Raw genomic sequence first — 25,186 nt, 5'->3', positions numbered from 1 at the left:
GTGTCCCGTAGTCAGATTACAGCGAAGCTTTTTGTTGTGTGGTGGAAGTCGACTCTTTTTCCTCTTCCACACAGGTGTCGCACGGTAAGTGGCGACCAATTAATTTGCGATAGCCGAATGCGCCCAGCGCCGCCCCTACGATTGGCCCGAACAGCGGAACCAGGAAGTAAGGAATGTCTTTGCCGCCGGTAAAGGCGACATCGCCCCATCCTGCAAAGAAGGCGAAGGTTTTTGGACCCAGGTCACGCGCCGGATTCATCGCAAAGCCGGTCAGCGGACCCATGGATGCGCCAATTACCGCAATCAGAAGGCCAATCAAAAGTGGTGCCAGCGGGCCGCGCGGAATGCCGTTTCCGTCGTCGCCCAGCGCCATAATGACGCCCATCAGAATAGCGGTAATCACCATTTCAACTGCGAACGCCTGCACAAAATTAATATGCGGATTCGGATACGTTGAGAAAATGCCTGCCAGATCCAGACTTTCGACACTGCCACGCACCATATGATGCGTCTGTTCGAAGTCGGTGAAAAGATTGTAATAAAGCCCGTAAACTAACGCCGCTGCGCAAAAGGCGCCGGCAAATTGTGAAATGATGAAAGGGACAACTTTGCGTCCGTCAAAGCACGCGAATAGCCACAACGCGATGGTCACCGCCGGGTTAAGATGTGCGCCGGAAACCCCTGCGGTCAGGTAGATGGCCATCGCCACGCCCAAACCCCAGATAATACTGATTTCCCACTGACCAAAACTGGCACCTGCCACTTTCAGTGCAGCGACACAGCCTACTCCGAAGAATATCAACAACCCGGTACCCAGGAACTCTGCAATGCACTGGCCTTTTAAGGTTGATGTCTGACTCATAATCGGAATCCTGCAAAAGAGTAATGTTTATTGTTTGCGTGACCGCCCGTGACAGCCACGATGCCCTGTAGACATAGTGTTAATTTATCGTTAACGAGCACAAACGAGAAATATCGAAATCAAAATGTGTGGTCTGTGTCAATAAAATGAGCGTTTTCGCGCCATAAAGCGCGTTTTTGCATCAAAGGTATAATGTGAGCTGAATCATTTCATTAACTAAAGAGTTAACAATTTAGGGGTATATGCCGCGAACGCACCAGGACCAGACCTAAAAGTGTTGCAAACCGCGATCTGCGCGGTGTGTCGCTGGACACAGAGCGCCGCGCTCCATACAATCGACGGTATATGTCGTGCGCGTTTACGTTAAAGCGTCGCCTTGCAATTCAGGAGAGGTAGCATCATGTCTTTAGAAGTGTTTGAGAAACTGGAATCGAAAGTACAGCAGGCGATCGACACCATCACCCTGCTGCAGATGGAAATTGAAGAGCTGAAAGAGAAAAACAACTCCCTGTCCCAGGAAGTTCAGAATGCTCAGCACAGCCGTGAAGAACTGGAGCGCGAAAACAACCAGCTGCGCGAACAGCAGAACGGCTGGCAGGATCGCCTGCAGGCACTGCTGGGACGTATGGAAGAAGTTTAATTCCGGTGGGGTTAACTGATTAGGCCGGGTAAGGCGAAGCCGCCACCCGGCTTTTTTATGGTTTTCGCTAACCGATATCAAACCATAAAAAAGGCCGCCTGAGGCGGCCTTAACGCTACTTGTCCTGCGCTGTCGTAGCAAAAGCAACAAACCCAACAGGTTCATCGCTCTTTACAACGAGTACGCTGGCGACAATGAACGCGATACATAAATAGCGTTTCATTATGCGGTCCCTGCTGCTTACCGCTCCACCGTTCACCACCGGTGATAAGTCGGTGGACACAAGCCCGGTTAAAGGTTGCTTTACGGTTGTGAATACACCTTTCCCTGGACCGGCGCCCATTTGCGAGATGGCGGAAAGGGACACAGCATCATAATGAGCAACAGCTGCGGAGTTAAGGTTCCCACACATAATTAGGAATTCATAAAGGGTCGACAGGGGTTACCTGAGGAATGAATCAGGGTAAGATAAAAATCCTGGTTAAAGGTTGCAATATCACCCAACGGACCGCGAATCCCGAGGGACAAAAAAACCGCCACATTGCTGTTGGCGGTTTTTTTATGCATCTCGCTTATCGATTAACTACTCAATGTCCAGCGCATCCTCGGAAAGGATAATGCCGGTATTGTCAGCATAAAGGTGGTCGCCCGAGAAGAAGGTCACGCCGCCGAAATTGACGCGCACGTCGCTTTCGCCGATGCCGTCGCCCGCTGCGCCTACCGGTATGGCCGCGATGGCCTGAATCCCGATATCCATGTCTTCGAGATCGTCCACCTGACGCACGGAACCGTACACCACAATGCCTTCCCACTCGTTCTGGACGGCAATTCCCGCCAGTTCAGCATCAATCAATGCACGGCGCACGGAACCGCCGCCGTCGACCACCAGAACGCGGCCACGGCCGTTCTCTTCGAGCAGATCGTACAGCAACCCGTTGTCCTCGAAACATTTCACCGTGATGATTTGCCCGCCAAACGACGACCGTCCGCCAAAGTTGGAGAACAGGGGTTCAACGACGTTGACATCTTCCTGGTAGATGTCACAAAGCTCGGAGGTATCGTATTTCATAGGTTTAACGCTCTGTTGCTGCGAATGTGTTCAGTATATCGTGCGAAATGCCTTGTTGGCAAAATCATCAATTGTTAATTGATATTTGTCAGCTAACTCAGCGTCTGGCTTAAGACAATCCCGATGACGAACAGCAGGTTAGTCAGCAACGCGCCTTTTACCGTGCGCTCCAGCATCGGCGGCATGGCAGCCGGGCTGAGTTCACGCATGACATAGCGGGCCTGCTTAACCAGCAGCGGTGCGGCGAGCACAAACAGCCAGCCCCACAGGCTGTGCAGAGAGATCAGATTGAACAGTGCCAGGCAGACCAGCGCGCCGATGAGCAGGCAGGCGTGATAGCGGCGGGCATTCACCGGGCCCAGACGCACGGCCAGCGTGTTCTTACCGTTCTCACGGTCGCTGTCGATGTCGCGCAGGTTATTGATATTCAGCACCGCCGTCGCCAGCAGACCGCAGGCGGTCGCGGGCAGGAACAGGGCGGGGATCACCGTATGCGCCTGCAAGTACCAGCTTCCCATGACGCTCAGCCAGCCGAAGAACACCAGTACGGAGATGTCGCCCAGACCAATATACCCGTAAGGACGCGTCCCGACGGTATAGGTAATTGCTGCAATAATGGCGAGCAAGCCCAGCACCAGGAAGCCAATGAAATCGCTGGTGGTTTTCGAGGCGACCGTCACCAGCGCCAGGCCGGACAGGCAAATCAACACCACGGTGATAATCAGCGCCCGCTTCATCTGTGCCTGGGTAATTACCCCTTTTTGCATCCCGCGCAGCGGCCCGATACGATCGGGTTTATCGCTGCCTTTTACCGCATCGCCGTAATCATTGGCGAGATTAGAGAGGATTTGCAGTAGCCCGGCGGTGACAAGCGCCAGACCAGCCACCAGGGGATCGAAATGCCCCTGCCACCAGGCAAGTGCGGTACCGACGATAATGGCGGCAAAAGCCAGAGGAAGCGTTTTTGGACGCAGACTTTCGAGCCACGCCTGCGTACGGCTGATATCAGTCATAGTTATTTAGCCAATAAAAATGGGGGCCATAGCCCCCATCAACAGTGATGAAAATGCATTGAACGCGATTATAGAATAAAACGGCTCAGATCTTCATCTGCCACTAACGCATCCAGGTGTTTGCCCACATACTCTGCGTCAATGGTAATGGTTTGACCGTTAAGGTCGCTCGCATCGTAAGAGATATCTTCCACCAGGCGTTCCAGCACGGTGTGCAGACGACGCGCACCGATGTTTTCGGTGGTTTCGTTGACCTGCCATGCGGCCTGAGCGATGCGTTTGATCCCATCGTCGGTGAACTCGATATTCACGCCTTCGGTCGCCATCAGCGCTTTGTACTGTACGGTCACAGAAGCGTTTGGCTCAGTCAGGATACGTTCGAAATCTTCAGTGGTCAGCGCCTGCAGCTCAACGCGGATTGGCAGACGACCCTGCAGTTCCGGAATGAGATCGGATGGGCTGGCAACCTGAAACGCACCTGACGCGATAAACAGAATGTGGTCAGTTTTCACCATGCCGTGCTTGGTAGAGACGGTGCAACCTTCCACCAGCGGCAGCAGGTCGCGCTGAACGCCTTCGCGGGAAACATCCGGGCCGGAGCTGTTGCCGCCGCGCTTACAGATTTTGTCGATTTCGTCGATAAACACGATACCGTGCTGCTCAACCGCGTCGATAGCGTCCTGTTTCAGCTCTTCCGGGTTAACCAGCTTCGCGGCTTCTTCTTCAATCAGCAGCTTCATCGCGTCTTTGATTTTCAGCTTACGCGCTTTCTGCTTCTGCCCGCCCAGGTTCTGGAACATGGACTGCAACTGGCTGGTCATCTCTTCCATGCCCGGAGGGGCCATGATTTCAACGCCCATTGGCGCGGCAGCGAGATCGATCTCAATCTCTTTGTCGTCCAGCTCGCCTTCGCGCAGTTTTTTGCGGAATGCCTGACGCGCAGCAGAAGGTTCAGGCTGCTGTTCAGCCTGTCCCCAGTTATTTTTTGCCGGTGGGATCAGCACGTCGAGAATACGCTCTTCGGCCATCTCTTCGGCGCGATAGCGGTTTTTCTCAATCGCCTGGACACGCACCATCTTAATCGCTGAATCGGTCAGGTCGCGGATGATGGAGTCCACTTCTTTACCCACATAGCCCACTTCGGTGAACTTGGTGGCTTCAACTTTGATGAACGGCGCGTTAGCCAGTTTGGCCAGACGACGAGCGATTTCGGTTTTACCCACCCCGGTCGGGCCGATCATCAGAATATTTTTTGGTGTCACTTCGTGGCGGAGCTCTTCGTCGAGCTGCATGCGACGCCAGCGGTTACGTAGTGCGATAGCCACGGAGCGCTTGGCGTTGTCCTGGCCGATAATGTGTTTGTTCAGTTCGCTGACAATTTCGCGTGGGGTCATTTCAGACATGGGCGATCCTTACGCTTTGGAGGTCAATTCTTCGATGGTGTGATTGTGGTTGGTATAGATGCAGATATCACCTGCAATATCCAACGCTTTCACCGCGATATCGCGCGCGTTCATGTCGGTATTTTCCAACAGCGCACGGGCTGCGGCCTGGGCGTACGGGCCGCCAGAGCCGATGGCAATCAGGTCGTTTTCAGGCTGAACCACGTCGCCGTTACCGGTGATGATCAGCGAGGCGTTTTCGTCAGCCACGGCCAGCAGTGCTTCGAGCTTGCGCAGCATGCGGTCGGTACGCCAGTCTTTTGCCAGCTCAACGGCGGCTTTCACCAGATGACCCTGATGCATTTCCAGTTTGCGTTCAAACAGTTCAAACAGCGTGAAGGCATCAGCCGTGCCGCCTGCGAAACCGGCGATCACTTTGTCGTTATAAAGACGACGTACTTTCTTCACGTTGCCTTTCATGACGGTATTACCCAGCGTGGCCTGGCCATCACCGGCAATTACCACCTGGCCGTTACGGCGTACACTTACTATTGTTGTCACGAGCAGACCCCCTGGTTACAGATTCGGGAAACAGAAGCCCTGAGCCTGTGCTCAGGGCTGAATTAAATGATAGATGGGGGGGATTTTGGGGGTTTCAACCCCCGGAGGCGAGTCGAATGCAGTTTGTGTGGCCAGCCACTTTCAAACGGGAAATGGTGCCGTCTGCGTTTTCTTTGCCTTTGACCGGTCCAATCACCACGCGATTCCAGCCGTTATTGGTGGTAATGCGTGAGTCAAATCCTTCAAATGCCAGCTGAGCTCGCACCGTTTCTGCCTGTTCGGCGCCTTTAAACGAACCGCACTGAACCATCCAGCGGCGTTCATCTTTTTTCTCAGCCGTCTGCTTTGGTGCCTCGGTCTCTTTAGTGACCGGCGCAGCCTGCTGCGTTTTTGGCTGTTGCGCAGTGGTATGTGCAGGCGTCTGCAACAGATCCTGATACGGCTGTGCTGTTTGCTTCTGCGGCTGGGCTTTCGGCTGCTGCTGAACAGGCTGCGTTTGTACGGTACGCGTCTGCTGCTGCGGTTGTGTACGCGGCTGTTGTACCGGCTGCGTCTGCGTCCACTGCTGCTGTTGCGTTTGCTGCTGTGCCTGACGCTGGCGCTGCAACGTTTGCTGACGCTGCGCCGGGGTTTGTTCGTTCCACGGTACTTCGTTCAGCTGCGTAGGCTGCTGGCGCATGTCCGCCTGCATCTGAGCGAGCAACTGGCGCTGTTCGTCCGTCAGCTGATCGGCATTCTTCACTTCACCCCCGGCAGAAGGCTCGGTAGGCGCACGTACGCCAGGCTGGCGGCTTTCCAGCTCTTTAATGTAGCGCCAGCGCTCTTCAGGCTTCGGAGGAAGGCCGTTGCCGACGACCTTGTTACCCTGAAGGGCTTCAGACTCTTCTTTTTTATGATGCGTAATGAAGTAGAGGCCGCCAATAAAGGCCACCAGCACAGCCGCAGCAATGGCGACCATGGCTGGGGAGACAGCAGACAGGCTACGTTGCTTGCTTTTTGAACTACTCTTTTTGCGTCGCGAAGGTGCCGGCTGGCCGCGACGTACATAATCTCGTTGTGCCACTATCGTTTCGCTGTATTTATTCGTTCGTCAGCCCGCCATGTTACTTAAGCGACGGGGCTTTGACCAGATAAGGGTGTCGAAAGGTATTTACTTTAAGTTAATGCCTGGGTAGAGCCGCGCACAATCAGCTCACAATCCAGTAGTCGTGACCCACTGCTAACTGTTTGACCGTGCAGCTGATCCAGCAAAAGCAGCATCGCTTCCCGGCCAATGTCATACCGCGGCTGCGAAACAGTCGAAAGCGGCGGATCGCAAAACTCCGAAAGCGAAATATTATCAAAACCGATTATCGACAGGTCCTTCGGCACGCGCAGGCCGTGACGTTTGGCGTAGGATAACGCCCCCAGCGCCATCACGTCGCTGTGGCAGAAGACCGCGGTAGGCGGTTCTGGCAAGGCAAGCAATTTTTGCAGCGCCTGCCCGCCCGCTTCAAAGGTGAAATCACCGCGCGCAATGTAGTGCGGATCGACAACAGCCCCGGTACGGCGAAGCGCCTGAACGTAGCCCTGCAACCGGTAATGACACAGCGGCATCTCTTCTGGTCCGGCAATACAACCGATACGCTTATGCCCCAGCTCCTGAAGATAGTTCACGGCGTTGAACGCAGCGGTGAGGTTATCGATATGAACGGTCGGCAGCTCCAGCTCCGGCGCGAATTCGTTCGCCATGACCATTGGCGGTAAATTGCGCTGTTCTTCAATGCTGGCATCAAACGGCAGGCGTGAGCCAAGCAGCAGCATGCCATCAATCTGCTTGGTGATGATCAGGTCGATGAATGTTTTTTCCTGCTGGTTCTGGTGGGCACAATCACCAATCAGCACCAGATAGCCCTGGGCGGCGGCCGTGACCTCAATGCCGCGGATGATTTCGCTGAAGAAGGGATCGCAGATGTCCGGCACGATCACCAGGATGGTGCGGGATTCGTTGCGTTTAACGTTGCGCCCCATGGCTTGCGGGAAATAACCGACCTCAAGCGCCGCCTTTTCAACCCGGTTTCGGGTCGACTGGGAGACTTTGTCAGGGTTCATCAATGCGCGGGACACGGTTGCTGTTGAGACTTGTGCTTTCTCGGCAACGTCTTTCATGGTCGCCGAGGCAACCTCTTTCCTGGACTTCAACGTCTTCTCCTCGCCTGAACACCGAACTGCGGACCGCACCATTTTTACAGATAGTTAATGGAATCGGTTACAGAATTTTCATAAAAAGTGTGAGGCGCATTAAATTTTTCGATCCGTCTTCAGCCTTCAATCGGATCGACGTCCAGAACCCACTTCACTTTTCGCGCTTCCGGCAGGGTATTAATCAGCGCCAGCGTGCCGCTGACGATCTGCTGTAAACGGATACGCGAAGGGTGCTGAAGTAAGAGTTGCCAGCGGAAACGGCCACCGCGTTTCGGGGCGAGCGCGGGTACCGGGCCTAAAATCCACAGCTGATTATCCACCAGTGGGCTGGCCTGCAGGAGATTTCTCAGCTGTTGCAGGAATAGCGGCGCCTGCTGGTTGTTATGATCTTCCGCACGGATGATGACGTGGCTGGTCCACGGAGGAAGCTGCATCGTCTGACGTTCGGCCAGCGCCTGGTCGGCGAAGGCGTCATAGCCTTTGTGCAGCAGCGTTTGCAGCAGCGGGTGCTCAGGATGGTGCGTTTGCAGCACTACTTCGCCCTGCTTACCCGCTCGACCGGCGCGACCAGCAACCTGGGTATAAAGCTGTGCGAAACGCTCGGCGGAGCGAAAATCCGCGGAGAACAGCGCGCCGTCGACGTCCAGCAGAGCGACCAGCGTCACGTCCGGGAAGTGATGCCCTTTCGCCAGCATTTGAGTGCCAATCAGGATGCGCGCGCCGCCGCGATGCACTTCCGCCAGCTGCTGCTCCAGTGCCCCTTTGCGGCTGGTGGTATCCCTGTCGATACGCGAAATGGGCACATCAGGGAAGAACGGCGCCAGCGCCTGTTCGAGCTGCTCCGTCCCCAGACCCACCGGCACGATGTGCGTTGAGCCGCAGGACGGGCACTGACGGGGTACCGGACGCTGGCTGTCGCAGTGGTGGCAGCGTAAATGGCGCTGAGCCTGGTGGAAGGTGTAGTAGTGATCGCAGCGCGGGCACTCGGCAATCCAGCCGCAGTCGTGGCACAGCAACGCAGGCGCGAAGCCGCGGCGGTTCAGGAACAGGATCACCTGGTTGCCCGCCTGCAAATGTTGGCGCATGCGGTTAATCAGCGCAGGCGCTAACCCGGCCTGCACCTGCTGGCCTTTCAGATCCAGCACATGCTGAATGGCCGGACGGGCATTCCCCGCGCGGCGCGTCAGGCGCAGCATGTGGTATTTACGCTGGCGAACGTTGTGCAGCGTTTCAAGCGCGGGGGTGGCGGACCCCAGAATAATGGGGATTTGCTCGCTGTGGGCGCGGTACACGGCTAAGTCGCGGGCGTGATAGCGCCAGCCTTCCTGCTGTTTATAGGAGCTGTCATGCTCTTCATCGATCACGATAACGCCGAGATTTTTAAACGGCGTAAAGAGTGAGGAACGGGTGCCAATCACAATCGCCGCTTCGCCGTTTTTCGCTTTCAGCCAGGCGCTGAGGCGCTCGCTGTCGTTCAGGCCGGAGTGCAGAACCTCAACGGGCGCATTAAAGCGTTCACGGAAACGGGCGATGGTTTGCGGCGTCAGGCCGATTTCCGGCACCATTACCAGCGCCTGTTTGCCCTGCGCGAGCACATTTTCCAGTACGCTCAGATACACTTCGGTTTTACCGGAGCCGGTGACGCCCGCCAGCAGCCAGGCGGAGAATCGATCGGCGGCGCTGTGAATCGCGCCCACGGCGGTGGCCTGCTCGGTATTCAGACGCAGGCGATCGCCCGAGACGGAAAAGCCGTCGCGCCAGTCGTGAAGGGCAGGTGCTTCGCTGGCCAGCTCGCTCAGCCCTTTCTTCCTTAATGCCTGCAACGCGGTTTCGCTCACCTCGAGCTCGTCGACCTGATGGCGCCAGATTTTCCCCTGGCGTAGCGCGGCCAACGCCTGCTGTTGTTTTTGCGAGCGCTTCAGGCTGTTAATGTCGACCGCCTGACCCTGCTCGGTGGCAAACCAGTACCACATTGGCGCATGGCTGGCGCGCTTACCCTGACGCAGCATAATCGGCAGGGCGTGGAACAATACGTCGCCAATAGGATGGTGATAATAATCTGCCGCCCACAACAGCAGTCGCCAGGTGCTTTGAGAGTAAACAGGTTCATCGTCCAGCACTTCAACGATCGATTTCAGCTCGGTAAGCGGCAGCTCGCTTTTATCGCTGACGGAGACGACGATCCCCACGCGCTGCTGTTTACCGAACGGCACGGTCACGCGACAGCCCGCTTTGGCGCTCATGCTGTCGGGCAGCAGGTAGTCAAAGGTGCGGGGAAGCGGAACGGGCAGGGCAACGTGAGCGACGGGCATCGAATCTTCCTGACTTGAAAAGTGGCGCGTTAGTATACACATTAGTGAAAGCGGCGTGCGGATCAGTTTGCATACGTTGGTTAAATTCTGTATGATTCGCCGCCTTTGGTGTACTTTACGCCAAAGAACTTACATTCAACATCGCGTGGTGTCTGGCGTTAGGGCTGGAAGAGCGACGCGGCCTTAACTGAGGTTCTCCCATGAAAAAAGATATTCACCCGAAATACGAAATGATTACTGCAAACTGCTCTTGCGGTAACTCTATCCAGATCCGCTCTACCGTGGGTCACGATCTGAACCTGGACGTGTGCGGCAAATGCCACCCGTTCTACACTGGTAAGCAGCGTGATGTTGCAACCGGTGGCCGTGTTGACCGCTTCAACAAGCGTTTCAGCATCCCGGGCGCTAAATAAGTTTCCCGAAAAAAAGGCACCGCAAGGTGCCTTTTTTGTATCCGCTTATCAGTATTCCCACGTATCCGGGTCGATACCCAGTTCACGCATGATCACCTTCGCCTCTTCTGGAATTTCGTCACTGCGCTCTTTGCGCAGATCGTCATCGTTCGGCAACGGTTGGCCGGTAAACGCATGCAGGAACGCTTCGCACAGCAGTTCGCTGTTAGTGGCGTGACGCAGGTTGTTCACCTGACGACGCGTACGTTCATCGGTGAGGATCTTCAACACCTTCAGAGGAATGGACACCGTGATTTTCTTGACTTGCTCACTCTTCTTACCGTGCTCAGCGTATGGGCTGATATATTCGCCGCTCCATTCAGCCATGAGATACCTTTAATCCTCTCAGTCATTAATCTAAAGGTGCAAAACCGGTAACCATCAGTTTTGAACCGTAATCTTGCGTAGTTTACCGTAGAGACGATACCGAGGCACGGATATTGCCGCTGTAGCGTGTCCTAAAGCATATAATTTTAACGGCTATTTGCGCATTGCTCAATCTATACGCAAAGAGGTTTAGATGTCCAGATGTATTGACGTCCATACTTTCAATGTTTACTCTGGTGCCTGACTTTTCACCTCATTCGCCAGGAAGCCTCACCATGACGCGTAAACAGGCCACCATCGCAGTGCGTAGCGGATTGAATGATGACGAGCAGTACGGCTGCGTTGTCCCGCCAATTCATCTCTCCAGCACCTATAATTTCACCGGATTTAATGAACCCCGCGCGCATGACTACTCGCGTCGCGGCAATCCTACGCGTGACGTCACCCAGCGCGCGCTGGCGGAACTGGAAGGCGGCGCAGGTGCGGTATTAACCAATACCGGCATGTCTGCCATTCATCTGGTGACCACGGTGTTCCTGAAACCTGGCGATCTGCTGGTGGCGCCGCACGACTGCTACGGCGGCAGCTATCGTCTGTTTGATAGCCTGGCGAAACGTGGCTGCTACCGCGTGTTGTTTGTCGATCAAAACGACGAACAGGCGCTGAAACAGGCGTTAGCCGAACAGCCGAAGCTGGTTCTGGTGGAAAGTCCAAGCAATCCATTGTTGCGCGTAGTCGATATTGCGAAAATTTGTCAGCTCGCAAGGGATGCGGGAGCGATAAGTGTAGTGGATAATACGTTCCTCAGTCCGGCCCTTCAGAACCCACTGGCACTGGGTGCCGATCTGGTGTTGCATTCATGCACGAAATATCTGAACGGCCATTCTGACGTGGTAGCGGGTGTGGTGATTGCCAAAGATCCTGATGTTGTCACTGAACTGGCATGGTGGGCCAATAACATTGGCGTCACCGCGGGCGCGTTCGACAGCTATTTGCTGCTGCGCGGCATCCGCACGCTGTCACCGCGTATGGACGTCGCGCAGCGTAATGCCCAGGCGATCGTGGATTTCCTGAAAACCCAGCCGCTGGTGAAGAAGCTTTATCACCCGTCGCTGCCGGAAAACCAGGGGCACGAGATTGCCGCGCGCCAACAGAAAGGATTTGGCGCGATGTTAAGTTTTGAACTGGACGGTGACGAGCAAACGCTGCGTCGCTTCCTGAGCGGGTTGTCATTGTTTACGCTGGCGGAATCCTTAGGGGGAGTAGAAAGCTTGATCTCCCACGCCGCAACCATGACGCACGCAGGTATGGCACCCGAAGCACGTGCCGCCGCCGGGATTTCCGAGACGCTGCTGCGTATCTCGACCGGTATTGAAGATTCTGAAGATTTAATTGCCGATCTGGAAAATGGCTTCCGGGTCGCAGCCAAGGGGTAATCATGAGTGTGATAGCGCAGGCAGGGGCGAAGGGTCGTCAGCTGCACAAGTTTGGTGGTAGTAGTCTTGCTGATGTGAAATGTTATCTGCGTGTCGCAGGGATCATGACCGAGTATTCACAGCCGGGGGACATGATGGTTGTCTCTGCGGCGGGCAGCACCACCAACCAGCTGATTAGCTGGCTGAAACTGAGCCAGACCGATCGCCTCTCTGCGCATCAGGTGCAACAGTCCTTACGTCGTTACCAGAGTGAACTGATTGCCGGTTTGCTGCCTGCGGACGTGGCGGACGGGCTGATAAGCGCCTTTACTCACGACCTTGAGCGTCTGGCAGCTCTGCTGGACAGCGGCATTACCGATGCGGTGTATGCGGAAGTGGTTGGCCATGGTGAAGTGTGGTCTGCGCGCCTGATGGCCGCCGTGCTGCAACATCTTGGCGTGGAAGCCGCCTGGCTCGACGCGCGTGATTTCCTGCGTGCCGAACGCGCCGCACAGCCGCAGGTAGACGAAGGGTTGTCCTACCCGCTGCTGCAACAGCTGCTGGTGCAACATCCGGGTAAACGTATTGTAGTGACCGGCTTTATCAGTCGCAGCAACGCAGGTGAAACCGTACTGCTGGGCCGTAACGGCTCTGACTACTCGGCAACGCAGATTGGCGCCCTGGCGGGCGTGTCCCGCGTCACCATCTGGAGCGACGTGGCCGGTGTCTACAGCGCGGACCCGCGCAAAGTAAAAGATGCCTGCCTGCTGCCGCTGCTGCGTCTCGACGAAGCGAGCGAGCTGGCGCGTCTGGCGGCACCAGTGCTGCACGCGCGCACGCTACAGCCGGTTTCCGGCAGCGACATCGACCTGCAACTACGCTGTAGCTACACGCCGGATCAGGGTTCCACTCGCATCGAGCGCGTGCTGGCATCCGGTACGGGCGCGCGCATTGTCACCAGCCACGATGACATCTGCCTGATTGAGTTCCAGGTGCCTGCGGGCCAGGATTTCAAACTGGCGCACAAAGATATCGACACCATCCTGAAACGTGCCCAAGTGCGTCCGCTGGCCGTTGGCGTGCATAACGATCGCCAGCTGTTGCAGTTCTGCTATACCGCTGAAGTAGTGGACAGCGCCCTGAAGATTCTGGATGAAGCGGGACTGCCGGGCGAGCTTCGCCTGCGTCAGGGACTGGCGCTGGTGGCAATGGTGGGCGCGGGCGTCACCCGTAACCCGCTGCACTGCCACCGCTTCTGGCAGCAGCTGAAAGGGCAGCCGGTGGAGTTCACCTGGCAGTCGGAAGAGGGCATCAGCCTGGTTGCCGTTCTGCGCAAGGGGCCAACCGAAAGCCTGATTCAGGGCCTGCACACCTCCCTGTTCCGCGCGGAAAAACGCATCGGCCTGGTACTGTTCGGGAAAGGGAACATCGGTTCCCGCTGGCTGGAGCTGTTCGCCCGCGAGCAGGTGACGCTTTCGGCGCGTACCGGATTTGAGTTTATTCTGGCAGGCGTGGTGGACAGCCGCCGCAGCCTGTTGAACTACGAAGGGCTGGACGCCAGTCGGGCGCTGGCCTTCTTTAACGATGAAGCGGTTGAGCAGGACGAAGAGTCGCTGTTCCTGTGGATGCGCGCGCACCCTTACGACGATCTGGTGGTGCTGGACGTTACCGCCAGCGAGCAACTGGCCGATCAGTATCTGGATTTTGCCAGCCACGGGTTCCACGTCATCAGCGCCAACAAGCTGGCAGGCGCGAGCAGCACTGATAAATATCGCCAGATCCACGACGCGTTCGAAAAAACGGGTCGTCACTGGCTGTATAACGCCACCGTTGGCGCAGGTCTGCCGGTTAACCATACCGTGCGCGATCTGATTGATAGCGGCGACAGCATTCTGGCGCTGAGCGGGATCTTCTCCGGCACGCTCTCCTGGCTGTTCCTGCAATTTGACGGCACCGTGCCGTTCACCGACCTGGTGGATCAGGCGTGGCAGCAGGGCTTAACCGAGCCGGATCCGCGCGTCGACCTTGCCGGTAAAGACGTGATGCGCAAGCTGGTGATCCTGGCGCGTGAAGCGGGCTACGACATTGAGCCTGGCCAGGTTCGCGTTGAGTCTCTGGTGCCTGCGGGCTGCGAGGAAGGATCTGTCGATCACTTCTTTGAGAACGGCGACGAGCTGAACGAGCAGATGGTGCAACGTCTGGAAGCGGCAAACGAGATGGGCCTGGTGCTGCGTTACGTGGCGCGCTTCGAGGCGAACGGTAAAGCGCGCGTGGGCGTGGAGGCGGTACGTCCTGAACATCCGCTGGCGGCGCTGCTGCCGTGCGATAACGTCTTCGCCATCGAAAGCCGCTGGTACCGCGATAACCCGCTGGTGATCCGTGGCCCGGGTGCGGGGCGCGATGTGACCGCCGGAGCCATTCAGTCCGACATTAATCGCCTGGCTAAGCTACTGTAACCCCTCACCCTAACCCTCTCCCCTTAGGGGAGAGGGGACTGCTCGGTGCGGTCTTTCCCCCCTCGCCCCTTTGGGGAGAGGGCTGGGGTGAGGGGCCTTCTCACCCCCCATCATGAATCCCCTTCATCTTCCCTGAACAAACCTCACCGTTAATGTTGATTATTTCTGTTGACGTCATCCCGCTTTTCCGTCATTTTTACATCTGGACGTCTAAACGTATAGAAGTTCACAACACAACAAACAATGACACGCGAAAGATAGAGGTAAGGTATGAGCTTTTTTCACGCCAACCAGCGGGAAGCCCTGAATCAGAGCCTGGCCGAAGTAAACGGCCAGATTAACGTCTCTTTTGAATTTTTCCCGCCGCGCACCAGTGAAATGGAGCAAACCCTGTGGAGCTCTATCGATCGCCTGAGCAGCCTGAAGCCGAAGTTCGTCTCCGTGACCTACGGCGCCAACTCCGGTGAGCGTGACCGCACGCACAGCATCATTAAGGGCATTAAAGACCGAACCGGTCTGGAAGCGGCACCGCACCTCACCTGTATCGACGCCACCCCTGATGAACTGCGCGCGATTGCTCAGGACTACTGGAACAACGGCATTCGTCATATCGTTGCCCTGCGCGGCGACCTGCCGCCGGGGAGCGGTAAGCCGGACATGTACGCCACCGATCTGGTTGCCCTGCTGAAAGACGTTGCTGACTTTGATATTTCCGTTGCCGCTTACCCGGAAGTTCACCCGGAAGCGAAAAGCGCCCAGGCGGATCTGCTTAACCTGAAGCGTAAGGTGGACGCAGGTGCCAATCGCGCCATTACTCAGTTCTTCTTTGATGTGGAAAGCTATTTACGCTTTCGCGACCGCTGCGTCTCGGCGGGTATTGATGTCGAAATCATCCCTGGCATTCTGCCGGTCTCGAACTTCAAACAGGCGAAGAAATTCGCGGATATGACCAACGTGCGCATTCCGCTGTGGATGTCCAAAATGTACGAAGGTTTGGACGATGACCCGGAAACACGCAAGCTGGTGGGGGCCAATATCGCGATGGATATGGTGAAGATTTTAAGCCGTGAAGGGGTGAAGGATTTCCACTTCTATACGCTTAACCGCGCGGAGATGAGTTACGCCATTTGCCATACGCTGGGTGTCCGCCCGGCGTTATAAAGTAAAAATCCCTCATAAAGTGAGGGTTTTTTACTCGAACAGAAAGTTAAAAGGTATTAGCTATCGAATCTGTGGATTAATTCAACTATCTCTTATCGCTAGTGGTGTATATCGTAACGGTAACACTGTAAAGGGAGCATAGCGATGAGCATGTCAGACGAGACCAATAACGCGGCATCCGCCGGCAAATGTCCGTTCCACCAGGGCGGCGTCGATCACAGCGCGGGTGCAGGTACCGGCAGCAAAGAGTGGTGGCCTAAACAACTCCGCATCGATTTACTTAATCAACACTCCAGCCGTTCAAACCCTCTGGGTGAAGACTTCGACTACCGTAAAGAATTCAGTAAGCTCGACTATTCCGCCCTTAAGGGCGATCTCAAAGCACTGTTAACCGACTCACAACCGTGGTGGCCTGCCGACTGGGGCAGCTATGCGGGCCTGTTTATCCGTATGGCCTGGCACGGTGCGGGTACCTATCGCTCCGTTGATGGTCGCGGCGGTGCCGGTCGCGGTCAGCAGCGTTTTGCGCCGCTGAACTCCTGGCCTGATAACGTCAGCCTGGATAAGGCTCGCCGTCTGCTGTGGCCAATTAAGCAAAAATACGGACAAAAAATCTCCTGGGCCGACCTGTTTATCCTCGCGGGTAACGTGGCGCTGGAGAACTCCGGCTTCCGCACCTTTGGTTTCGGTGCCGGGCGTGAAGACGTCTGGGAACCGGATCTGGACGTGAACTGGGGCGATGAAAAAGCCTGGCTGACTCACCGTGACCCGGAAGCGCTGGCGAAGCGCCCGCTGGCCGCCACAGAAATGGGCCTGATTTACGTTAACCCGGAAGGGCCAAACGCCAGTGGTGAACCGCTGTCTGCGGCGGCGGCGATCCGCGCTACCTTTGGCAACATGGGCATGAATGACGAAGAGACCGTTGCGCTTATTGCAGGCGGCCATACGCTCGGTAAAACGCACGGTGCAGGCGAAGCCACGCACGTGGGCACTGACCCTGAAGCGTCGCCTATTGAAGCGCAGGGCCTGGGCTGGGCCAGCACGCACGGCACCGGTATTGGCGCTGACGCCATCACCTCCGGGCTGGAAGTTATCTGGTCTCAAACCCCAACCCAGTGGAGCAACTATTTCTTCGAGAACCTGTTCAAATACGAATGGGTGCAGACGCGTAGCCCGGCGGGCGCAATTCAGTTTGAAGCCGTGGATGCGCCGGAAATTATGCCTGACCCGTTCGACCCGTCGAAAAAACGCAAGCCAACCATGCTGGTCACCGACCTGACGCTGCGTTTTGATCCGGAATTCGAGAAAATTTCCCGTCGTTTCCTGAACGATCCGCAGGCCTTCAACGAAGCCTTTGCGCGCGCGTGGTTCAAGCTGACCCACCGCGATATGGGGCCAAAAGCGCGGTACATCGGCCCGGAAGTACCGAAAGAAGATCTGATTTGGCAGGATCCGCTGCCTCAGCCGGTGTTCCATCCGACGCAGGAAGATATTGAAAGCCTGAAAGCGGAAATCGCGGCCTCGGGTCTCTCCGTGAGCGAGCTGGTTTCCGTGGCCTGGGCGTCGGCATCGACCTTCCGCGGCGGCGACAAGCGTGGCGGCGCTAACGGCGCGCGTCTGGCGCTGGCACCTCAGCGCGACTGGGACGTTAACGCCGCGGCGGTGCGGGCATTACCGGCTCTGGAAGCGATCCAGCGCACCACCAACAAAGCGTCACTGGCCGATATCATTGTGCTGGCGGGTGTCGTGGGCGTTGAGCAGGCGGCGAAAGCGGCAGGCGTTTACGTCAACGTACCGTTCACTCCAGGTCGTGTGGATGCGCGTCAGGATCAGACGGATATCGAGATGTTTAACCTGCTCGAACCGATTGCCGACGGTTTCCGTAACTATCGCGCGCAGGTGGATGTGTCCACCACGGAGTCGCTGCTGATCGACAAAGCCCAGCAGTTGACCCTGACCGCGCCGGAACTGACGGTGTTGATCGGCGGTTTGCGCGTACTGGGTGCAAACTTCGATGGCAGCAAGAATGGCGTGTTTACTAACCGCGAGGGCGTGCTGAGCAACGACTTCTTCGTCAATCTGCTGGATATGAACACCCAGTGGAAAGCGACCGACGACTCAAACGAGCTGTTTGCCGGTAGCGATCGCGCCAGCGGGGAAGTGAAATATACCGCCACCCGCGCCGATCTGGTCTTCGGTTCCAACGCTGTCCTCCGCGCGCTGGCCGAAGTTTACGCCAGCAGCGATGCACAAGAGAAGTTCGTCCGCGACTTCGTTGCCGCATGGGCGCGAGTGATGGATTTGGATCGGTTTGACGTGAAGTAACCCTTGTGCCGGGTGGCGGCTACGCCTTACCCGGCCTACAAATTAAAGTGCCATGTAGGCCGGGTAAGCGCAGCGCCACCCGGTTTTTCTATTACTCCCACTCCTGCAAGAATCGCTGTCCATACTGGTCCGCCACCAGCAGCGCCGCATAGACCTGATCCGGCGTTACGCCGCCAGGCATGTTGTGAATGGTTTCCCCTTCGGCACAGGACGCCTCCGCGATCAGCCGCATTTTAGCCGGAATATCCTCTTTGATATTCAGCTGCGCCAGCGTAATTGGCAGCCCGACGCTATGGCACAGCGCCGCAACGGTTTCGATTTCTTCTACCGGCGCGTTCTCCAGTACCAGTTGCGTCAGCGTACCAAATGCCACTTTTTCACCGTGGTAGAAATGGTGCGCATCCGGCACCGCCGTCATGCCATTGTGAATGGCGTGTGCCGCCGCCAGCCCGCCGCTTTCGAAGCCCACGCCGCTCAGATAGGTGTTGGCTTCAATAATGCGTTCCAGAGCAGGCGTCACCACGTGTTGTTCCGCCGCCAGCATCGCTTTCTCGCCCTCTTCAACCAGCGTGTTGTAGCACAGCTCAGCCAGCGCTAACGCTGCCTGCGTGCACTTGCCACCCGCCATGGTCGTGGCGCCGCTACGCGAACAGGCGCGCGCTTCAAACCAGGTTGCCAGGGCATCGCCAATCCCGGCGGCCAGCAGGCGCGCAGGTGCGCCCGCCACCACCCTGGTATCGACAATCACCATGTTCGGGTTGTGCGGCAGCATCAGGTAGCGATCGAACTCGCCGCTGTCGGTATAAATCACGGAAAGGGCACTGCACGGCGCATCGGTGGAGGCAATGGTCGGGGCAATAGCCACCGGCACGTCCATAAAGTGCGCCAGCGCTTTGGCGGTATCCAGCGTTTTTCCGCCCCCGATACCCAGCACCGCCAGGCAGTCGGTACTGTCGGCCAGTTTTTTCAGGCGATCGATTTCATTTTGCGAACATTCGCCGCCAAACGGTGCAATTTCGGCATGGAGTCCGGCTTTTTTAAAACTCTGACGCAGGGTTTCTTCGGCAAAACCCAGCACAAATTTATCGCCTACCACCAGCCAGCGAGCCGCCAGCGGCTTCAGGTAGTCGCCGAGACGAGTGAGAACATCAGCGCCCTGGATGTACTTCCCCGGCGATTGAATGATACGGTCCATAACATATCTCCCTTAGAGGTTGAGGTTACCAAACGCGTTTTTCCAGTCCTGCTCGAACTTCTCTATGGCTGACTCTACCGCTGGCGTGCCGAGTATTTGTTGCGCTACGTCTAAGGGAAGCGTGATTGCCTCACATCCTGCCAACAGGCAATCCAGCGCCTGGCGCGGCGTTTTAAAGCTGGCAGCCAGCACCATGCTCTCTGGCGCATGCTGTTCCAGCAGGGATTGCAGTTCCTGTACCGTGCGAATGCCGTCACCGCCCTGCGCATCGACGCGGTTTACATACGGTGCGACATATTTCGCTCCTGCCAGCGCGGCCAGTAACCCCTGAGCGGCGCTGTAAACGGCGGTTCCCAGCGTGGTAATTCCCTCTTTCTTCAGCGCTTTAATCGCGATGAGCCCCTGTGCAGTGACGGGAATTTTTACCACGATGTCCGGCAGGGCATTGTTCAGCCGTTTTGCTTCCGCCACCATTCCTTCGGCGTCGCGGCTCATGGTTTGGGCAAACAGCCTGCCCTCCGGGCCGATAGCATGCTGCAGGCGCGGCAACACCTCCCAGACAGATTCGCCGCTGGCGGCTACGATGCTTGGGTTGGTGGTCACGCCCGCAATGGGAAAAATGCGCGCCAGGCGTTCAACTTCTGCCACGTTGGCGGTATCCAGGTACAGTTCCATTATTTTTCCTTAAGTCAGAAAGGTTGAATAAAGGATACGGCGCACCCAGTCGCGGCGAATACAGGTCAATTTTGCCAAATACTGGATAAATGTAATGTCCCTGGCGAAGTGAGAGAGCGATCACAATGCTACTTTTTGGCGATCAGCTGGCTGTGATACTGGTGTCGATATTCGGAAGGGGAACGTTCAGTGTGCTTGCGAAAGAGACGGCAAAAGTAGTTACTGTCCGTAAATCCGCAGCTTGCAGCGATATCTTTGATTTTAAACTCGTAGCCTTTAAGAAGCTGACGCGCGTGCTCGAGGCGTGTTTGCGTAAGATATTCGTTGAACCCCACGCTGCCTGTTTTTTGAAAAAGATGAGAAAGGTAGTTCGGTGAAATATAAAACGCCTGCGCCACCGATTCACGGGTCAGTGCAGAGGCGTGATGTTCTTCGATGTAGTGACGAATCGCTTCAAATAATGCACGGCTGCGGCTGGCGGTATGGATATCGCTGCCCAGCAGATCGCGACAGTGGCTGAGCAAACTTAATACCACCAGTCTGGCCGTTTCCCGATCGTCTGGCTGCATTTGCAATTCAGCGAGCGTCTGCAAAAGGAATGCGCCCACTCGCGGCCCGCGTCTGGCAACCTGTTGCTGTTGCAAAAGCGTGTTGTCGCGCTCGAGCTGAAGAGTCAGTTGTTGCTTGCCGAAGCTGATGTTGAGCGAAAAGGCGGGTTGAAGCGGAATATTACCGGATGAAAAAAATAACGCTTCGCAGGCCGTATCAAAGCTAAGCACGAGGCAAGGTGACGTTCGGGGGAGCGGTTTAGCCGAAGGGGGGAAATGCACCTGACGCAGCGGCAAGGTGCCGTTGATCAGGTCATTCAGGATGTGGGGGATATCGTGGTGCATGGTGTGGATACCAGGGTATTGCCCGGCGACGCTGGCGCTTGCCGGGCCTACGAAAAGCCTATTGTAGGCCGGGTAAGCGTAAGCGCCACCCGGAAAAACCGATCAACCGGTGTTACGCATCCCCGCCGCAACGCCCGCAATCGTCACCATCAGCGCCTGTTCAACGCGCGGATCCGGCTCTTTACCTTCCTCTTCCGCCAGACGCGAACGGTGCAGCAGTTCAGCCTGTAAAACGTTCAGCGGGTCGGTGTAGATGTTACGCAGTTGGATAGACTCGGCGATCCACGGCAGGTCTTCCATCAGGTGGGAGTCGTTAGCGATATCCAGCACCACTTTGATGTCGCCTTCCAGCAGCTCGCGTAGCTCTTTACCCAGCGCCCACAGCTCGGGTTTCACCAGACGCTGATCGTAGTATTCCGCCAGCCACAGGTCGGCTTTCGAGAAGACCATCTCCAGCATGCCCAGACGGGTAGAGAAGAATGGCCAGTCGCGGCACATGGTTTCCAGTTCGCACTGCTTACCGTCTTCCACCACTTTTTGCAGCGCCGCACCGGCACCCAGCCAGGCTGGCAGCATCAGACGGTTCTGCGTCCAGGCAAAGATCCACGGAATGGCGCGCAGGGATTCAACGCCGCCAGTAGGACGACGCTTGGCCGGGCGCGAGCCGAGCGGCAGTTTACCCAGCTCCTGCTCAGGCGTGGCTGAGCGGAAGTAAGGCACAAAGTCTTTGTTTTCACGCACGTAGCCGCGATACAGATCGCAGGAGATGTCAGACAGCTCGTCCATAATCCGGCACCAGGATTCTTTTGGCTCCGGCGGCGGCAGCAGGTTGGCTTCCAGGATCGCACTGGTATAGAGCGACAGGCTGCTGATGGTCACTTCCGGCAGGCCGTACTTGAAGCGGATCATCTCGCCCTGCTCGGTCACGCGCAGTCCGCCTTTCAGGCTTCCTGGTGGTTGGGAGAGCAGCGCTGCGTGTGCAGGCGCACCGCCACGACCAATTGAGCCGCCGCGTCCGTGGAACAGGGTCAGTTCAATACCGGCTTTTTCGCAGGTTTTGATTAGCGCATCCTGCGCCTGATACTGCGCCCAGGAGGCTGCCATCACGCCCGCATCTTTCGCGGAGTCGGAATAGCCAATCATCACCATCTGCTTGCCCTGAATAAAGCCGCGATACCAGTCGATGTTCAACAACTGGGTCATCACGTCGTTGGCGTTGTTCAGGTCGTCGAGAGTCTCAAACAGCGGTGCTACCGGCAGAGCGTAGTCGATGCCCGCTTCTTTCAGCAGAAGGTGAACGCCCAGCACGTCGGACGGGGTCTTCGCCATGGAGATCACATAGGCGGCCACCGATCCTTTCGGCGCATCCACGATCGCTTTACAGGTGTTGAGCACTTCGCGGGTGTCATTGCTTGGCTCCCAATTGCGCGGCAGCAGCGGGCGCTTGGAGTTCAGCTCGCGGATCAGGAACGCCTGTTTGTCGGCTTCGGACCAGCTTTCATAGTCGCCAATGCCGAGATAACGGGTCAGCTCGCCCAGCGCTTCGGTATGACGGGTGCTTTCCTGACGGACGTCGATACGCACCAGCGGCACGCCGAAACACTTCACGCGGCGCAGAGTGTCGAGCAGTTCGCCATTGGCAATGATGCCCATCCCGCAGGCCTGAAGCGATTTATAACAGGCGTACAGCGGTTCCCAGAGCTGTTCGTTCTGGCTCAGCAGACCTTCCGGCTTCGGCAGGCGCTGGCCTTTCAGGCGCGCTTCCAGCCAGGCCTGCGTGGCCATCAGCTGACCGCGCAGTTTTTTCATCAGGAAACGGTACGGCTCACTGGCACCTTCTTCACCGGCCAGCGCGCGCAGTTCCGGCGTCGCTTCTACCATCGACAGCTCGGAGATCAGCACCTGAATATCTTTCAGGAACAGGTCGGTTGCTTTCCAGCGGCTCAACAACAGGACGTGACGGGTGATTTCCGCCGTCACGTTCGGGTTGCCGTCGCGGTCGCCGCCCATCCAGGAAGTGAAGCGAACCGGCACAAAGTCGACCGGCAGGCGATAGCCCAGATTTTCTTCCAGCTGTTCGTTAAGCTCGCGCAGGTAGTTTGGCACCCCTTCCCACAGGCTGTTTTCCACCACCGCAAAGCCCCATTTTGCTTCGTCGACCGGGCTTGGGCGATGCTTACGAATTTCATCGGTGTGCCAGGACTGAGCAATCAGCTGGCGCAGGCGGCGCATAAGCTGGTTACGTTCGTAGTCGGCAATGTCTTTGTTATCCAACTGCTTCAGACAGTTGTTCACTTCCACCATTTTGTGGATCAGCGTACGACGCGTGATTTCGGTTGGGTGTGCGGTCAGCACCAGCTCCAGCGAAAGGGATTCCACCGCTTTTTTGATGGTCGCTTCGTTGAGGTTGGGCTGGTCTTTGAGTTTACGAAGGGTGCGGGCAATGACTTCCGGGTTGCTGGCCGCTTCGCCTTTTGGCGAAATGCTGTGGTATTGCTCAGCGGTGTTTGCCAGGTTCAGAAACTGGCTGAAGGCGCGGGCAACGGGCAGTAGCTCATCATTAGAGAGGTTCTGCAAGGTGGTGAGCAGCTCCTGACGATTGGCCTCGTTACCGGCGCGGGAAGATTTGGACAGCTTGCGGATGGTTTCAACACGGTCGAGGATGTTCTCCCCCAACGCATCTTTGATGGTATCTCCAAGCACTTTGCCGAGCATACTGACATTACTACGCAACGCGGAATATTGTTCGTTCATAAAAACCCAGTCACCCCATCATTTTTGTTTATGCCCAGGCGAAAATTTTCTGGACATTATTTTGTCATCTCCCTTTATAAAGCCACGTAAAACCCCCGTCGTCAATTGCTGCGAAAACGGTTCAGCAGATGAATAAATGCGGGCAATTTACGAAATTTAATTCGTATTGCGTCAGATAAGAGATGCTTATGGGAATGTGACGGAGATCGCGGGATTTACTCCCCTCACCCTAACCCTCTCCCCAAAGGGGAGAGGGTACTTGAACACCCTCTCCCCTTTGGGGAGAGGGCAGGGTGAGGGGCCGTTTTAATGCCAGCAGAAGTGATGCACAACCTGGGTAATGAGTTCGCGGGTGGGCTTGATGAAGCGGGTTTCGAGATATTCGTCCGGCTGGTGGGCCTGGTTGATGGAGCCAGGGCCCAGAACCAGCGTCGGGCACAGGGTCTGAATAAACGGCGCTTCGGTGCAGTAGTTCACCACGTCGGTTTTCTCTCCGAGCAGTTTTTCCACCACCTGAACCAGCTGGTGGTCAGGCGGGCATTCGTAGCCTGGAATCGGCGGATGCAGTTCGGAGACCGTCAGACGTCCCGGCCAGCGCTCGCTGACCGGTGCCAGCGCTTCGTTCAGTAAGCCATCCAGATCGCTCAGCGTCATGCCCGGCAGAGGACGGATATCCATATGTAGTTCGCAGCAGGCGCAGATACGGTTGGACGCATCACCGCCGTGCAGGCTGCCGAGGTTCAGCGTCGGATACGGCACGGTGAACGCCTCGTAGTGATAGCGCTCTTTCAGATCGTCGCGCAGGGTCATGATGCGGCCAATCGCGTCATGCATCAGCTCAATGGCGTTCACGCCGCGCGCCGGATCGCTGGAGTGACCAGACTGGCCCAGCACGCGCACTGCGGTAGAAATATGGCCTTTGTGCGCCCGAATCGGTTGCAGAGAGGTAGGTTCACCGATGATCGCGCAGTCCGGGCGAATCGACGTGTTTTCAGAGAAATACCGTGCGCCCGCCATGCTGGTCTCTTCATCGGCGGTCGCCAGAATGTAGAGCGGCTTTTTCAGCGTTGTCACGTCCACGTCACGCAGCGCGTCGAGGATAAAAGCAAAGAAGCCTTTCATGTCCGCCGTGCCGAGACCGTAGAGCTTGTTGTCGTGCTCTGTCAGGGTGAACGGATCGCGGGTCCAGCGGCCATCGTCAAACGGCACGGTGTCAGTGTGACCAGCCAGCAGCAGGCCGCCAGCGCCATGTCCGGTGCTGGCGAGCAGGTTAAATTTGTGACGTGTTCCGGGGACGGGCTGAACCTCAACGTTAAACCCAAGATCGCTAAACCAACCCGCCAGCAGATTGATTAAAGACTCATTGCTCTGATCCAGCGCTTCTTCCGTTGCGCTGATGGACGGTGTGGCAATCAGGGCGCGGTAAATCTCGATAAATGGCGGTAAGTTCATTTTCATTGTTGACACACCTTAGGTCGTGATAGTATCAATATTCATGCAATAAATGTGA

General features: G+C 56.6%; 20 protein-coding genes. 6 read left to right on the top strand and 14 right to left on the bottom strand.

All coding sequences use genetic code 11. The features are described 5' to 3' along the window. Window positions 1–16: 16 nt before the first annotated feature. Complete coding sequence (locus ACQG0S_RS22030) at window positions 17–862, bottom strand: MIP/aquaporin family protein (protein WP_022649800.1); 846 nt, start codon at window positions 860–862, stop codon at window positions 17–19. 400 nt (window positions 863–1,262) lie between these two features. Here ACQG0S_RS22030 and zapB point away from each other — a divergent pair, with 400 nt between their 5' ends. Further along, window positions 1,263–1,502: a septal ring assembly protein ZapB gene (gene zapB, locus ACQG0S_RS22025; protein ID WP_022649799.1), complete on the top strand. Its 240-nt coding sequence runs from the start codon at window positions 1,263–1,265 to the stop codon at window positions 1,500–1,502. Window positions 1,503–2,085: 583 nt separating this feature from the next. Here zapB and rraA read toward each other — a convergent pair. The 7 genes from rraA to priA all read right to left on the bottom strand — a co-directional run bounded on the left by rraA (window position 2,086) and on the right by priA (window position 10,023). Continuing rightward, window positions 2,086–2,571: a ribonuclease E activity regulator RraA gene (gene rraA, locus ACQG0S_RS22020; protein ID WP_022649798.1), complete on the bottom strand. Its 486-nt coding sequence runs from the start codon at window positions 2,569–2,571 to the stop codon at window positions 2,086–2,088. 92 nt (window positions 2,572–2,663) lie between these two features. Beyond that, window positions 2,664–3,590, bottom strand: a complete 927-nt coding sequence (gene menA / locus ACQG0S_RS22015; protein ID WP_088581795.1) for a 1,4-dihydroxy-2-naphthoate polyprenyltransferase — start codon at window positions 3,588–3,590, stop codon at window positions 2,664–2,666. 62 nt (window positions 3,591–3,652) lie between these two features. Continuing rightward, window positions 3,653–4,987, bottom strand: coding sequence for an HslU--HslV peptidase ATPase subunit (hslU, locus tag ACQG0S_RS22010; RefSeq protein ID WP_022649796.1), 1,335 nt, complete (start codon window positions 4,985–4,987; stop codon window positions 3,653–3,655). 9 nt (window positions 4,988–4,996) lie between these two features. Next, entirely contained in the window at window positions 4,997–5,527 is a 531-nt protein-coding gene (gene hslV, locus ACQG0S_RS22005) for an ATP-dependent protease subunit HslV (RefSeq protein ID WP_022649795.1), read from the bottom strand. Between the two features lie 94 nt (window positions 5,528–5,621). Then, window positions 5,622–6,590, bottom strand: coding sequence for a cell division protein FtsN (gene ftsN / locus ACQG0S_RS22000; RefSeq protein WP_017383099.1), 969 nt, complete (start codon window positions 6,588–6,590; stop codon window positions 5,622–5,624). Window positions 6,591–6,682: 92 nt separating this feature from the next. Further along, complete coding sequence (cytR, locus tag ACQG0S_RS21995; RefSeq protein WP_048966386.1) at window positions 6,683–7,708, bottom strand: DNA-binding transcriptional regulator CytR; 1,026 nt, start codon at window positions 7,706–7,708, stop codon at window positions 6,683–6,685. A gap of 119 nt (window positions 7,709–7,827) precedes the next feature. Next, on the bottom strand, window positions 7,828–10,023 hold the full coding sequence (priA, locus tag ACQG0S_RS21990) for a primosomal protein N' (RefSeq protein ID WP_048966387.1): 2,196 nt from the start codon (window positions 10,021–10,023) through the stop codon (window positions 7,828–7,830). 200 nt (window positions 10,024–10,223) lie between these two features. Here priA and rpmE point away from each other — a divergent pair, with 200 nt between their 5' ends. Next, window positions 10,224–10,436 carry a 50S ribosomal protein L31 gene (gene rpmE / locus ACQG0S_RS21985; protein WP_003862040.1) on the top strand — a complete coding sequence of 71 codons (213 nt, stop codon included), beginning with the start codon at window positions 10,224–10,226 and terminating at the stop codon, window positions 10,434–10,436. A gap of 48 nt (window positions 10,437–10,484) precedes the next feature. On the opposite strand, the gene metJ is transcribed toward rpmE, so the two are convergent. Continuing rightward, window positions 10,485–10,802 carry a met regulon transcriptional regulator MetJ gene (gene metJ / locus ACQG0S_RS21980; RefSeq protein WP_006179183.1) on the bottom strand — a complete coding sequence of 106 codons (318 nt, stop codon included), beginning with the start codon at window positions 10,800–10,802 and terminating at the stop codon, window positions 10,485–10,487. A gap of 275 nt (window positions 10,803–11,077) precedes the next feature. Between metJ and metB the strand changes: the two genes are divergently transcribed. The 4 genes from metB to katG all read left to right on the top strand — a co-directional run bounded on the left by metB (window position 11,078) and on the right by katG (window position 18,159). Next, window positions 11,078–12,238 (top strand): cystathionine gamma-synthase, encoded by a 1,161-nt coding sequence (gene metB, locus ACQG0S_RS21975; RefSeq protein WP_017383102.1) that lies wholly within the window; start codon window positions 11,078–11,080, stop codon window positions 12,236–12,238. A gap of 2 nt (window positions 12,239–12,240) precedes the next feature. Then, a complete protein-coding gene (locus tag ACQG0S_RS21970) occupies window positions 12,241–14,673 on the top strand; it encodes a bifunctional aspartate kinase/homoserine dehydrogenase II (protein ID WP_023298896.1) in 2,433 nt (810 codons plus the stop codon). Window positions 14,674–14,943: 270 nt separating this feature from the next. Further along, window positions 14,944–15,834, top strand: a complete 891-nt coding sequence (metF, locus tag ACQG0S_RS21965; protein ID WP_022649792.1) for a methylenetetrahydrofolate reductase — start codon at window positions 14,944–14,946, stop codon at window positions 15,832–15,834. A 144-nt stretch (window positions 15,835–15,978) separates the two neighbouring features. Beyond that, window positions 15,979–18,159 carry a catalase/peroxidase HPI gene (katG, locus tag ACQG0S_RS21960; protein WP_023298895.1) on the top strand — a complete coding sequence of 727 codons (2,181 nt, stop codon included), beginning with the start codon at window positions 15,979–15,981 and terminating at the stop codon, window positions 18,157–18,159. A gap of 91 nt (window positions 18,160–18,250) precedes the next feature. On the opposite strand, the gene gldA is transcribed toward katG, so the two are convergent. The 5 genes from gldA to argE all read right to left on the bottom strand — a co-directional run bounded on the left by gldA (window position 18,251) and on the right by argE (window position 25,134). Beyond that, window positions 18,251–19,354 carry a bifunctional L-1,2-propanediol dehydrogenase/glycerol dehydrogenase gene (gene gldA, locus ACQG0S_RS21955; RefSeq protein ID WP_023298894.1) on the bottom strand — a complete coding sequence of 368 codons (1,104 nt, stop codon included), beginning with the start codon at window positions 19,352–19,354 and terminating at the stop codon, window positions 18,251–18,253. A 12-nt stretch (window positions 19,355–19,366) separates the two neighbouring features. Further along, entirely contained in the window at window positions 19,367–20,029 is a 663-nt protein-coding gene (fsa, locus tag ACQG0S_RS21950; RefSeq protein WP_048966390.1) for a fructose-6-phosphate aldolase, read from the bottom strand. Window positions 20,030–20,157: 128 nt separating this feature from the next. Next, on the bottom strand, window positions 20,158–20,922 hold the full coding sequence (locus tag ACQG0S_RS21945) for a helix-turn-helix transcriptional regulator (RefSeq protein WP_048966391.1): 765 nt from the start codon (window positions 20,920–20,922) through the stop codon (window positions 20,158–20,160). 102 nt (window positions 20,923–21,024) lie between these two features. Continuing rightward, window positions 21,025–23,676, bottom strand: coding sequence for a phosphoenolpyruvate carboxylase (gene ppc / locus ACQG0S_RS21940; RefSeq protein ID WP_048966392.1), 2,652 nt, complete (start codon window positions 23,674–23,676; stop codon window positions 21,025–21,027). Between the two features lie 306 nt (window positions 23,677–23,982). Next, the gene (gene argE / locus ACQG0S_RS21935) at window positions 23,983–25,134 is read right to left on the bottom strand and encodes an acetylornithine deacetylase (protein ID WP_015569956.1); all 1,152 of its coding nucleotides are present in this window, start codon (window positions 25,132–25,134) and stop codon (window positions 23,983–23,985) included. Window positions 25,135–25,186: the final 52 nt, after the last annotated feature.

This window comes from Enterobacter cloacae complex sp. 418I7 (assembly GCF_050030705.1).
Lineage (GTDB): Bacteria > Pseudomonadota > Gammaproteobacteria > Enterobacterales > Enterobacteriaceae > Enterobacter > Enterobacter intestinihominis.
The sequence above is the reverse complement of the archived record's forward strand: the minus strand, read 5'-3'. Positions and strand labels throughout refer to the sequence as shown.